We start from the raw sequence: 13632 nt of genomic DNA, 5'->3' as shown, positions 1-13632 counted from the left end.
TCCAGCTCAGCTTCGGCGAGAAGGCTTTTCAGGGTGGAGTTTTCGCGTTCGAGGTCCTTCGACCGTTGCTGCGGGTCGCCGCCGGCCCCTGCATGACCTGGGAGAACGGCGGACCGGCGCCTGGTCGGTCGGCCTATTCACAGGGGACCTGATCGGCGCGGTCTGCCCGGTGGTGCGGGTGAGTGGTGCCCGGCGGTTCGGTGCACAGCGTCTCCAGGGCGGTGGTCATGGCGGTGACAATGAATTCGACGGTGGGGTGGTCGAAAAGTTCGGCGGCGTAGATCATTTCGCCGTGGATTCCGGCCTGGTCGCTGTCGGGGGTGTACTCCTCACGCAGGTTGAGTAGGAGTTCCCAGGGGGTGTGGCGGACCGGGACGGGGCGGTGGCGGATGGTCAGTTCGGCTCCGGCTGTGGCGATTTCGGCTCCGCGTAGGTAGGTGACCATGACCTGGAAGAGCGGGTGGTGGGTTCGGGAGCGGGGTGGGTTGAGGAGTTCGACGAGGTTGTCGAGCGGGAACTCCTTGTTGTCGTAGGCGGCGAGGACGCGTTCGCGGACCTGTTGGACCAGGTCGGAGTGGGACGGGTCGCCGGAGAGGTCGACGCGGACGATCGCGGTGTCGACTACACACCCGACCAGGTCGTGCAGGCCCTCGGCGTCGCGGGCACTCAGGGCGACGCCGATGGGCAGGTCGGGGCCCGCGCCGCGGTCGTACAGGGCGAGGGCGAGGGCGGTGTGGACGAGCATGTAGATGCTGGCGCGGTGGGTGCGGGCGGCGCGGGCGAGGGCGCGGTGGGTGGCCGCGTCGAGGTGGACGGGGACGGCTGCCGCGGTGTTCTCCCGGCGTTCGGCGCGGGGACGATCGGTGGGTAGCACCGGTTGTGGTGGCAGCCCGTCGAGTGCGGTGCGCCAGTAGCGCGCCTGCCGGGCCGGCAGGCGGCCGTGCGCGCCCCCGGACTCGAGCAATCGCCTCAACCACAGCGTGTAGTCCGCGAACTGTGTTGCTGCAGTGAACCATTGGGGTGCTTGCCCGGCAGCACGGGCACGGTAGGCGGTGAGCAGGTCCCGCTGGAGCACAGGCAGGGATTCGCCGTCGGCGGCGACATGGTGGATTACGCCCAGCAGGATGTGGTGCTCGGGACCCGAGCGGTAGAGGCGGATGCGCAGGGGCAGTTCCGTGGTGAGGTCGAAGCCCTGTTGCAGCTCGGAATCGATTGCGCTGTCGATGTTTTCGCCGCTGGAGATATCCACGACCCGGAAGTCCGGCCGTGCGGACTCGATCGGCAGGATGCGTTGGATGGGACCGTCCAGGGCGTACGGCAGCACGGTGCGCAGGATTTCGTGCCGTTCGACCAGATCATTCACGGCCGCCTCCACCGCCGTGATGTCGAGCGGACCGTGCAGTTCGAGTCCGGTGGTGATCAGATAGTCGGGGCGGTTGCCACTGAGATAATTCACCGTCCACAGCCCCTGCTGTACGGGCGTGAGCGGGATCGGGTCCGTTCGGCGCACGGTGGCGATGCCGACTGTCCCGGGTGACAGGGAGCTGTGCGGGAGATCCCCGGGTCCGCGGCGTTCGAGGGTCTGATCGAGGGCGGCGACGGTCGGGGATTCGAACAGATCACGCAGTGACACCGCGACTCCGAGCGCGGACCGCAAGCCCGCGACTATGCGGATCGCGGACAGCGAGTTGCCCCCGAGCGCGAGGAAGTCATCGGTGAGGCCGACCTCCACCACACCCAGCGCCCGCGCGAACGTGGTCGCGATGACCTGCTGCCGTGGTGTGCGAACGGGAACGCGCTCACCGGCCACGGGCATGGGCAGCGCGCCGACATCGAGCTTGCCGATGGGGGTCAGAGGCAATGCGTCCATGGCCACGATGGCCGAGGGCACCAGATACGAGGGCAGGGTTGCGGCCAGCCGGGTGCGCAAAGCGGCGGAATCGACGGCGCCGTCCCCGACGACGTGAGCGATGAGCGACTGTCCGCTCGCGGCCCGGCGCGCCGTGACGATCGCCGCGGTGATGCCGGGCTCGCGAAGGATGGCCGCCTCCACCTCTCCCGGTTCGACGCGAAAACCGTTGACCTTCAACTGCCGATCGGCACGGCCGAGGAAATGCAGCAGGCCGTCGGTGTCCCAGCGCCCGAGATCACCGGTGCGGTACATCCGCCCACCGGCGGTGTCGATCGGGTCGGCGACGAACCGCTCCGCGGTGCGCGCCGGTTCGCGGTGGTAGCCGTTGGCGAGTCCCGCTCCGGACAGGTAGATCTCACCGGCGACTCCGGCGGGTACCGGTCGCAGCGCCGAGTCCAGTACCGCGACACGGGTATTGTCGGCCGGGCGTCCGACCGGGACCGGCCGGTCCGGCGACATGTCGTCCGGGAGCGCAAAGCTGAGCACGAAGCTGGTCGCTTCGACCGGACCGTACAGATTTCTCACCACGGGCGGGTGCTCACCGAGCCGCACGGCCGCGGCGGCGTGCGGCGGCAGCACATCACCGGCGGACGCGATCATCCGCAGTGCGGCGAGCTCGTTCGGAATCTGCTCGGCCAGTATGTGAAACAGGCCCGGCGACAGCATGATCGAGGTGACCCGGCCCGCGCGCAGTACCTCGCTGTAGTCGTGCGCATCCAGGATACCGGAGCGCGCGAGCACCACGGTGTGACCGTTGAGCAGTGGCAGCCACAGCTCCCACACCACCATGTCCCAGGTGTAGGGCAGATGCATCAGCATCCGCTGATGCCCGTCGTCCCGGCCGATCCGGTCGCGGGCGCGCGTCACGATATTGCGGTGGGTGACCTCCACGCCCTTGGCCGCACCGGTCGATCCGGAGGTGAACATGAGCGTGGCCACGGCATCGGCCGGCACGGCGACGCCGAGATCGCTGTCGTCGAACTCGGTTGCCGCACCGTCGAGTTCATCTATCACCAGGTCGGCACCGGTGAACGCCAGCAGCCGCCGCACGTGCGCGGGCGGGTAGCGGTCGCTCAGCGGTACGCATACCGCGCCCAACTTGGCGATGGCGAGAAAGACGACCACGAGATCGACCGAGCGCGACAACGCGATGCCGATCGGCACGCCCGGTCCCGCACCGCGGGTGCGCAGCCAGCGCGCGACCTGATTGGCGCGCGCGTTCAACTCGACGTAGGTGAACTCCGCACCGTCGCACCAGAGCGCGACATCGTGTGTGTGCGCCCGTACGGTCGACTCGAAACACGCTGCGAGCCCGCCATTGTCGATATCGGTCGCCGTGCCGTGTCCGGCGGCGAGCAGTTCGGCCCGATGCGCGGGCGGCAGCAGGTCGAGCCGCCCCACCGGGGACTGCCGCGGTGCGGTGAGCGCCGCCGCGGCGACGAGGATGCGCGACCACAGCTCGTCGACATCGCTGAGGGCATCGACCTGTTCGAGCTGTACCCCGATTCGGAAGGTCAGCGTGCCCGCACCGGGCTCCACGATGACGGTCAGCGGGAAATGCGTTCCGCCGACGACATGCACCGAAGTCACCCGGAAGTCCGCGTCCGGGTCGTCGAGCAGAGCGGTATCGAGGGGGAAGTTCTCGAAGACGAGCGAGGTGTCGAACAGGTCGCTCGCGCGCGCCGCCGCCAGGATGTCGGGCAGCCCGAGATGGTCGTACTCCATCAACGCCACGCGTTCCCGCTGAATCCGGACCGCGAGTTCGACCGGCGTCTCCGACCTGCGCGAGCGCACCCGCAGCGGCACGGTGTTCATGAGCAGCCCGACGACGCCGTCCAGATCGCCGCCGTCGCGTCCGGAGACGGTGATGCCGAAGACGACATCATCGCTTCCGGTCAGATTCGACATCACCAGCGCCCACAGCGCCTGGATCATCGAGTTGAGCGTCAGCCCGTGCGCCGCGGCCTGTTCGCGCAGCGCGGTGACCGTGGCGGCGGGCAGGATGAAGCTGCGCTCGTCGGGCCGCCGCCACCGCCGCTGGTCGGCGCGTGCGACCTTGCACGGCTCGGCTCCGGCGAGGGCCTCCGCCCAGGCCCGGCGCGCACCGTCGCGGTCCTGCGCCGCGGACCATTCCAGGAATGCGGTGAACGGTGTGGCAGCGGGCAATTCGAGGCCGCGGTAGCCCAGCAGCAGTTCACGGAGCAGGATGCCCAGCGACCATCCGTCGAGCAGCGCATGGTGGTGCGTCACCAGCAGAGTGGCGGAGTTCGGCCCGGTGCGAGCGAGAGTGACCGTGAGCAGCGGACCCGCCAGCGGATCCGGGTGGGCGTCCTCGGCGCGCACCCGCTCCACCGCGTCGTCCTGCTCACCTGAGGTCGCGTCATCGAGATCCACTACCCGCCAAGGCAACTCGATGTCGGTGCGAATCTCGTATTCCGGTGTGTCGCCATCCACGACGAACCGGCCCAGCAGGTGCGGATGCCGGTCGAGCACCGCGCGCAGGGCAGCGCTCAGCCGCTCCGCGTCGATCGGGCCGTCCACCCTCAGCGCAACCTGTACGAGATAGGGGTCCTCGCCTTCCTCGCCCTGGTAGAGCGAGTGGAACAACAGCCCGGACTGCAAGGGCGTCGCGGGCAGGAAGGTACGGCCGTCGCGCAGGGCGAGCGGGCTGACCGTCGCTCGGGCGGACACCGGAGCAGTCGTCCCGACCGTGCGCGCCAGCGCACGAATACTCTGGTGTTCGAACACATCCCGCGGTGTGATCGCGAGCCCGGCGGCACGGGCACGGTCCGACACCCGAATAGCGAGGATGCTGTCTCCGCCGACGGCGAAGAAGCCGTCGTCGACGCCGAAATCTTGATGCCCGAGCACGTCCGCGAACACGGCATGCAGCCGTTCCTCGGCCTCGCCGCGCGGCGAGGTACCGGCGGCGGATCCCGTGCCATCGACGGGGAGCGCGCGCAGGGCGCGTTCGTCGATCTTGCCGTTGGGGGTCGTCGGGATGGCGTCGACCGCCACGAGAATGGACGGAACAGCGTGTGCCGGAAGCCGTTCGGCAATCGCGGCGCGCACCGCGCCGATGTCGATACCCATGCCGACGACATAGGCGGCCAGCCGCCGGTCACCCGGCCGGTGTTCCACGGTCAGCACCACCGCCGCACGCACCGCCGGGAGTGCGCACAGGGCGGCTTCGATCTCGCCGGGTTCGATGCGGAAGCCACGGATCTTCACCTGCCGATCGGCCCGCCCGAGGAATTCGAGTGTCCCGCCCTCGGTCCACCGCGCCACATCACCGCTGCGATACATGACCGTGCCGGGCCCGCCGAAGGGATCGGCGGTGAAGCGCGCCGCGGTGCGGCCCGGCCGGCGCAGATATCCCGCGGCGACGCCGGGACCGGCGACATAGAGCTCACCCGGCACCCCGGTCGCGGCGGGTCGCAGCGCGGCGTCGAGGATGTACACGGCCAGATCCGGTATGGCCGTGCCGATTTCACCCGCCGATGCGACGCCTGTCAGCGACGTTCCGGTGGTGAACACCGTCGTCTCGGTAATGCCGTACATATTGACCAGGCGCGGCGCCTGCGGATCGTGCCGCGCCCACCACTCGGCCAGCCGCCACGGCTCCACCGGCTCACCACCGAACAGCACGTAACGCAGTGCGAGCCGGTCAGTTTCGGCCGGTCGGCTCGCCTCGGCGTCGACCAGCATGCCGAAGGCGGAAGGTGTCTGGTTGAGCACCGTAACTCGGTGCGTCGCCAGTAGTTCGAGAAATTCACGCGGCGACCGTGCCGTCTCGGCGTCGACAATGATCAGCCTGCCGCCGTGGCCCAGCGCTCCCCAGATCTCCCACACCGAGAAGTCGAATGCGGCGGAGTGGAACAGGGTCCAGACATCATCGGGCCCGAACTCGAACCAGGGCCGGGTCGCTGTGAGCAGCCGGACCACATTGGCGTGTGTGACGACCACGCCCTTCGGGCGGCCGGTCGTTCCGGAGGTGTGTATCACGTAGGCGGGGAGTTGCGGCGAGGCCAGGACAGCGGGCTCGCTCGGAACGACCTGCGACGGGTCCCCGAGGCGCAGCACGGGCGCAGCCGAGATCCCTTCCGGGAGTTCGACTCCCGCACCCGTGAGTACGAGCGCCGGTGCGGCATCGTCGAGGATTGCCTGCAGCCGCGACTGCGGATAGCTCGGATCGAGCGGAACATAGGCCGCACCCGAGCGCAGCACCGCGACAATGGCGACGATGAGATCCAGGGAGCGCGGCAGTGCCAGGCCGACGAATTCCCCCGGGCCGACGCCGTATCCGGCGATGATCCGGGCCAGTCCGCGAGCCCGCTCGTCGAGTTCGCCATAGGTGAGCTGCTCATCGCCGTGCACCACGGCGATGGCCCCACCATTCGCGGCCACCATGCGGTCGAATCGATCGACGAGCGTTTCGGCCACCTCGGCGGTGGCCGATGGGCCTGCCGGATCCGGTATGGGCCGCAGCATGCTGAGCGGGAGTTCCTCCGGGGCCACGGCCAGTGCGGCAACGGTCTCGGTCAGCCGGTGATGGTGCGCGGCGAGGTCGCGCTCGGAGTAGCGCAGCACGGTCGATTCCAGCACCACCGACAGCGCCGGATCACCATTGTCGTAGATGCTGATGTTCAGATTGTCGGAGCGCCCGGCCGCCAGATGACGCAGGGCGGCGAACTCGGATCCGAAGCGCAGATCCTTCTGCATGGGCATCACGTTGACGATGGGCCCGAGAATGCCGCCTTCGAGGGCGCTCCCGCCCAGGTCGGCCAGCATCTCGCCGTACTGGAAACGCTGGTGGCGCAGAATGATCAGGGATTCGGCGCGCACGGCGGCGAGCAGGTCGCCGACAGTGGCGGCCGGGTCGACCGTGATCCGCAGCGGCAGGATGTTCGCCGTCATGCCGAGTGCGTGCCGGGAACGCTTGGCCGGTACGGCCAGACCGAGAGTGACCGTGCGCGAGCCCGAATCCGCGTGCAACAGCAGGGCGATGGCGGCGAGCATCCATACCGGCCACGGGGTCCCGGTGGCGTCCGCCCGGGCGCGCAGTGTCTTCCACTCGGCCTCGGCGAGCGCTCCGGCCTGCCGGAGGAACCGATTGCCGTCCGCGGCCGCCGGCGCGGCGGCGAACTGCGGTGGCTCGTACGACCCGCCGATCGCGAGCCGCTGCGCCCAGAATTCGCGGTCGGCCGCGAACCGCGTGGACGTCCGGTACCGCTCGTCCTCGGCGACCAGATCCGCCACCCGGTCGAATACCGATTCCGCCACCGGACGCCCGTCGAGCAGCGCGGCGTAGGTCTCGGCGACGCGCCGGATGAAGGCGGCCGAGGATGCCCCGTCGAGCACCATGTGATGTGAGCGAATGAACCACAGCGTGCCCGCCTCGCCGACATCGAGCAGATGGTGTTCGAACAGCGGCGTGCGCCCCAGGTCGAACGGCCGCTGCAGGGCCGCCTCCATGAACCGCAACGCCTCCCCGTGCGCGTCCGCGGCGGCGCGGAAGCTGTTGCGGTGCAAGGGCCAGTCCGGCACCTCCTCCACCACCTGCGCGAGCGATCCGTCGGCCTCGGTGTCGAAGCGCACGCGCAGTGACTCCGCCCCGGCGGTGACGAGGCGCAGTGCCCGCTCGAACACCTCCTCGTCGAGCGCGCCGTGAATCTGCACGTAGCCGCCGACGATCAGACGCTGCCCGGTGTCGTCGAGTTGCTGTGCGACCCAGACGTGTTGCTGCGCGCGCGTCAGCGGTAGGCGCCGGGTCATGCTAGCTCCTCGATGGTCGCGTGGGGATGGCGGGCGATGGCGGTCAGCAGTCCCCGCATGGCGGCTCCGATCTCGACCACCTGTGATTCGTCGAAAGCAGATCGGAGATAACCGATTCGGACTCTCAGCTGGGGTCCCGGATCGACGGTGACCGACAGCGGATAGTGGGTGCCGTCGGTGAGTTCGAGACGCGCGCCGGTCATGCCGTCCAGGGCGGCGAGCGCGGCGTCGAGTTGCTCGGCGTCCACCGGATAGGACTCGAAGACGACCACCGTATCGAACAGCATGTCGCGCAGGCCGGCGGCGGCGTGGATCTCGGTCAGCCCGAGTTGGTGGTGTTCGATCATTTCGGCCTGTTCAGCCTGCACCGCGTGCAGCAGATCCGCCACGGGCGTGTTCGTACCGAATTGCACGCGTACCGGCACGGTGTTGATGCACAGTCCGACAATGGATTCCACGCCGGGTAGCGTGGCCGGGCGACCGGAGACGGTCACTCCGAAGACCACGTCACCGCGTCCGAGCCTGCGTCCCAGCAGGATTGCCCAGACCACCTGCACTACGGTGTTGACAGTGACGCCGAGTTCGGCGGCGGTCTCACCGAGTGCGCCGGTGGTCTCCGCGTCGAGGGACCAGCGGTATTCCCCTGTCGTGACCGTACTTCCGCGGGTACGGGCGGCCGGGGCGACCAGGGTCAGTGCGCTCACGCCGTCCAGGACTCGCCGCCAGGCCCGGGTGGATGCGGCCGCGTCCCGGTCGTGGTTCCAGGCGAGGTAGTCGCGGAAGGATCCGGCCGGTGCGGGCAGCGGCTCCCCACCGGTGTAGAGCGCCAGCAGATCGCGCAGCACCAGCGGTACCGACCAGCCGTCGAGCAGGATGTGGTGATAGGTCACGATCAGCACCGGCTCGGCCTCCGCGACACGCGCGAGCGTGAAGCGCAGCAGCGGCGGACGGGCCGGATCGAATCGACGTGCACGCTCCTGCGCGGCCAGCTCCACGAGATCGTCCGCGGTGGCCAGATCCACTTCACGCCAGGGCAGTTCGACCGTTTCGGGCACCACCTGGAGGGGCTTGCCCGAAGCGTCGAAGACGAAGGCCGCACGCAGGTTCGCATAGCGCCGCAGGAGGCGCTGCCCGGCCTGTCGCAGCCTGTCGCGGTCGATCGCCCCACCGGGCCGCACCACCGTCTGCACGTTGTAGACATCGGCGACGTCGGCGGCGGCCGCCGCGGCCACGGCGGCGTGGACGAACAGCCCCGACTGCAAGGGTGCCGGCGGCCACACGTCGGTAAGCGGGCCGTAGTCCTGCTCCCAGCCGGTGATGTCCGCGCGGCTCACCCGCACCAGCGGGAAGTCCGACGGCGTGTGCCCGCCCGCGCGTTCGTCCCGGGCGTGCCTGGCGACGGCACCGAGCGCGGTCACCCACAGTTGCGCCAGGTGCGAGACCGCCGTGTCGTCGAGAAGCGTGGTGGGATAGGTGAATCCGGCGCGCAACTCGGTGCCCGTCACGATCGCGTTCACATCGATGGCGACAGCCGCGGGCAGGTCCGGGTCCGGGTCGGCAGCCGGTGTCGCGAGCACTCCCGCACCCAGGTCGTCGACGCGGCCCAGGTAGTTGAAGCCGACCTGTCCGGGCATGGTCGCCGGGAGCTGTTGGGCGGCCTCGGGATTCAGGTAGCGCAGCAATCCGTAGCCGATTCCGTGGTCGGGGATGGCACGCAGCTGTTCCTTGATCGTCTTGAGCACGGCACCGATCGCATCGGTCCCGGCCAACGCCGCCTCGATACCGATCTCACGAAGATCGAGCCGAACCGGGTACAGCGAAGTGAACCATCCCACGGTCCGGGTCAGGTCCGCGCCCGGCGCGATCTGTTCCTCTCGCCCGTGGCCTTCCAGCCGCAGCAGGGAAACCGGAGTGTGCGTGCCCCACCGGGCACGCCAGAGCGCGAGCGCGACGGCCAGCGCGGCGATCAGGATCTCGTCGACACCCATGTGGAAGCGTGCGGGAACGGTCCGCACGAGCGCCTCGGTGACCGTTTCGTCCACGGCGACCTCGACCGTCCGGAGCCGGGAGGCGGTATCGACGGCGGGATCCAGCGGCCGGTAGCCCAGCAGGGGATCCGGTGTCGCGCACACCCGCCGCCAGAATTCGAGCTCGGCGGCCCGCTCCGGTGCGTTCGCCGCGTCGACCAGACCGTGCGCCCAGCGGCGCATGGAGGTTCCCACCGGATCCAGCCGCGGCACCACGCCACTCGAGGCACTCGCGAGGGCCGCGAACAGGTCGGGCAGCAGGATGCGCCAGGAGACGCCGTCCACGGCGAGATGGTGCACGGAAATGATCAATCGGCCCGGCACACTCCCCCGCTCGGCATCGAGCCGGACGAACTGCGCCATCACCCCGGCGGCGGGATCGAGGCGATCCAACGCGGCGTCGAGTTCCGCGGCGAGGAGCTCGCGCAGGGTATCGGCGTCCGTGGCATCCTCGAAGGTGCCGCGGTGCACCAGCTCCGACGCGTCGAGCGCATCCGTCGGCACGGTCTCGAATTGCCATTCGCCGGAGTCGTCGCGGAACAACCTGCTGCGCAACATGTCGTGCCGGTCGATCAGCGCCGAGACGGCCTGGATCAAGTGATCGTGCCCGGTCCGAGCGGGCAGTTCGATGGTGAGGGTCTGATTGACCCGGCGGAAACCGCCGCCGCGTTCGGCCAGCCACCGGACCACGGGCGTCAGTGGCATATCGCCGACCCCGCCGCCGGGCAATTCCGGCAGCAGCCGAGGTGCGTCGGCATCCGCCTCCGGTGTCCTTGCGACAGCGGCGATCCCGGCCACCGTCCGGCGCTCGAACACCTCGCGCGGCGTGAAGTGCAGGCCGCGAGCCCGCGCCCGGGAGGCCAGCTGAATGGAGATGATGCTGTCCCCGCCGAGCGCGAAGAACGAGTCGTCCACGCCCGGCCGGCCGACGCCGAGCACCTCGGTGAAGAGCTCGGCCACCACCTGTTCGGCGGGGGTCCGCGGCGCCCGATCCGAGCGCGGCACCGGGACGGGATCGGGCAGCGCGGCCACGTCCAGCTTGCCGTTGCCGGTCAACGGCAGCGTATCGACCGGGACGATGGCAGCCGGTCGCATGTAGACGGGAACACGCTGTGCGATATGCGTTTCCAGTGTCTGGACGGCGAGTGCATCATGAGTGCCCGGTACCACATAGGCGATCAGGCGTGCGGATCCGGAATCCCCGGCCCGGGCCACGACGACCGCCCGGGCCACCGACTCGTGCTCGAGCAGCGCGGCCTCGATCTCCGCCGGTTCGATGCGGTAGCCGCGAATCTTCACCTGCTGGTCACTGCGGCCGAGATATTCGAGCTGCCCGTCACCATTCCAGCGCGCCAGATCACCGGTGCGATACATCCGGGCACCGGGCGCACCGAACGGATCGGCCACGTAGCGCTCCGCGGAGGTCGCGGCGCGGGCGTGATAACCACGGGCGAGCTGGGATCCCGTGAGATAGATCTCGCCGCGCCCGCCGACCGGCGTCGGCCGTAGCCGCGAATCCAGGACGCGCACAGTCATTCCCGGTAGGCCACGACCGACAATGCTGGCAGCTGCCGACCCGACCTGCGCACGGTCCACCGCGAAGTGTGTGGCGTGCACGGTCGCCTCGGTGATGCCGTACAGGTTCGAGATCCGGGCCTCCCCGGCCGGATCCGTGTCGTACCACGCCTGCAGACTGCGCAGATCCAGCGCTTCGCCACCGAGCACGATATGCCGTAGCGCAGGCACCGCGGCGCGGCGCAGGCCGCTGTCGAGCAGTGCGCCGAAGGCCGAGGGTGTCTGGCTCAGCACCGTAATACGTTCGCGCGCCAGTAGTTCGGCGAACTCGTCCGGCGAACGTGTCAACTCGGCGTCCGCGATGACGAGGGTGCCGCCACTCGCGAGCGCTCCCCACATCTCCCATACCGAGAAGTCGAAGGCAGGCGAGTGGAACATGGTCCACACATCGGTGTGGTCGGTATCGACCAGATCCCGCGTCGCGGCGAGCATGCCGACGACATTCCGATGCGTCACGCTCACGCCCTTGGGACGCCCCGTGGAACCCGACGTGTACAGCACGTAGGCGACATTGTCCGGACCCGATGCGATCGAGGCGACGTCGGCACCGCTGCGGTCGAGGGTGTCGAGCACCAGGTGCGGCTGTTCGCCCGCGGGCAGGGCCGCACGGTCGGCGGCGGTGGTCACGATGCAGACCGGGTTCGTTTCGGCGAGGATGAATTCGAGCCGCTGCGGCGGGTTGCCGAGGTCGAGCGGAACGTAGCCCGCCCCCGATTTGAGTACTCCCAGGAGCGCCACGATCAGCTCCACCGACCGTGAAACACCCACGGCTACCAGCGATTCCACGCCGACGCCGTGCACGGCGAGGGCGCAGGCCAGATCATCGGATGCCTCGTCGAGGTCCCGATAGGTCAATACTCGGTCGCCGAATCGCACCGCGACGGCATCCGCGCGCACTGCGGCCTGGGCACGGAACAGGTCCACGAGTGTCACGTCCGGCACCGGCGCGGCGGGGCACTGCCAGTCCCGCACCCGGCGGTGTTCCGCCTCGCCGATCGGATCGATGTCCGCCACAGCGATATTCGGATTCGCGGCGAGCGCCGCCAGCACCCGGGTCAGCCGTTCGCCCAATAGAGACACGGTCTCCGCATCGAGCAGCTCGGGCCACCAGCCGGCCAGCAGGTGCAGGCGATCGGTTTGGCGGACAGTCAGCGTCAGCGCGTAGTGCGTCGCCTCCCTGGACTGGAATCCGCCGATCGCCAATCCGGCGAATGCGAGGGCGTCCGACCGCAGTTTCGCCTCGTCGACGGGGTAGGACTCGACGACCAGCAGCGTGTCGAACAGGTTCCGCTCACCTACACCGGTCTGCGCGCCGATATCCGACAGGCCCAGGTGGTGGTGGGCCGTCAGTTCGAACTGCTCACGCTGCACGCGACGCAGCAGCGCGCCCACGGACTCGCCCGGGGCCAGCCGAATGCGCACCGGGATCGTATTGATGAACAACCCGACGATGTTCTCGACGCCCGCGAGGTCGGCGGGGCGGCCGGAGACCGTGGTGCCGAAGAGGATGTCGTCGCGATCGGTGGTGCGCGCCAGCAGGATTGCCCAGGCGGCCTGCACGACGGTATTGATCGTCACCTCGAACTCGGCCGCCAGGCGGATCAGCGCCCGGGTCTGTGTCTCGTCCAGGTCGAATGCCCGCTCCCGGGGCAGGCCGGTGGGGGCGTGCACCGCAGGGGTGTCCGCGAGCAGCGTCGGCTCCGTGACCCCGGCCAGCGCCTTGGCCCACACCCGCTGGGAAAGCGAGTCGTCCTGCCGGGCCAGCCATTCCACATAGCGGCGGTAAGGAGGCGGGGGTTCGACCGCGAAACCGGCGTAACCGGCCATGATCTCGCGCAGCAGCAGCGGGATGGACCAACCGTCGAGGAGCACGTGGTGGCAGGTCACGGCGAACCGGGTCCGCCCGTCGCCGAGGCGGAGCAGGAGGAAGCGCAGCAGCGGCGGGGCGGTGAGGTCGAACGGCATCGTACGTTCGGCGGCGAGGAGTCGCTCGTCGTCGCCGGTCGCCCACGACAGGTCGACCTCGCGCCAGGGCAGGACCACATCATCGGTGACGATCTGGACGGGCGTCCCCGCGGCATCCACCTCGAAGGCGGTGCGCAGGTTGGCATGTCGCTCCAGCACGGCCGCCGCAGCCGACCGCAGCCGCGACGCGTCGACCACGCCCTCCAGGTCCAGCACGAGCTGCACCGTGTACACGTCGACCGCGTCCGGATCGAACAGAGCGTGGAACATCATGCCGGACTGCAGCGGCGTAGCCGGCCACACCTCGCTCAGCGTCGGGTACCGCTGTTCCCAGGTATCGATATCGCCCTGGGTGACGGTCACGAGGGGGAAGTCGGA

The 13632-nt window shown here is 69.4% G+C and carries 2 protein-coding genes (1 of these 2 running past the window's edge); both read right to left on the bottom strand.

Going from position 1 to position 13632, the window contains the following annotated elements; genetic code table 11:
• Positions 1-133 precede the first annotated feature (133 nt).
• Complete coding sequence (locus tag ACQP1O_RS13645) at positions 134-7687, bottom strand: amino acid adenylation domain-containing protein (RefSeq protein ID WP_433566167.1); 7554 nt, start codon at positions 7685-7687, stop codon at positions 134-136.
• Positions 7684-13632, bottom strand: the 3' portion of a protein-coding gene (locus tag ACQP1O_RS13640; protein WP_433566166.1) for an amino acid adenylation domain-containing protein. Its footprint extends 4482 nt past the window's final position; only the last 5949 of its 10431 coding nucleotides appear in the window; the start codon falls outside the window, past its right edge; its stop codon occupies positions 7684-7686. Before ACQP1O_RS13640 ends, ACQP1O_RS13645 begins: the two co-directional genes overlap by 4 nt.

Source organism: Nocardia sp. CA-151230, from assembly GCF_050942175.1.
Classification (GTDB): Bacteria; Actinomycetota; Actinomycetes; order Mycobacteriales; family Mycobacteriaceae; genus Nocardia.
Note: the sequence above shows the minus strand (reverse complement) of the source record. Positions and strands in the feature narration are given on the sequence as shown.

What these genes read in the sequence shown, in the direction of transcription:
- ACQP1O_RS13645 (WP_433566167.1), bottom strand. Translation starts at nt 7,687, where the DNA reads ATGACCCGGCGCCTACCGCTGACGCGCGCGCAGCAACACGTCTGGGTC.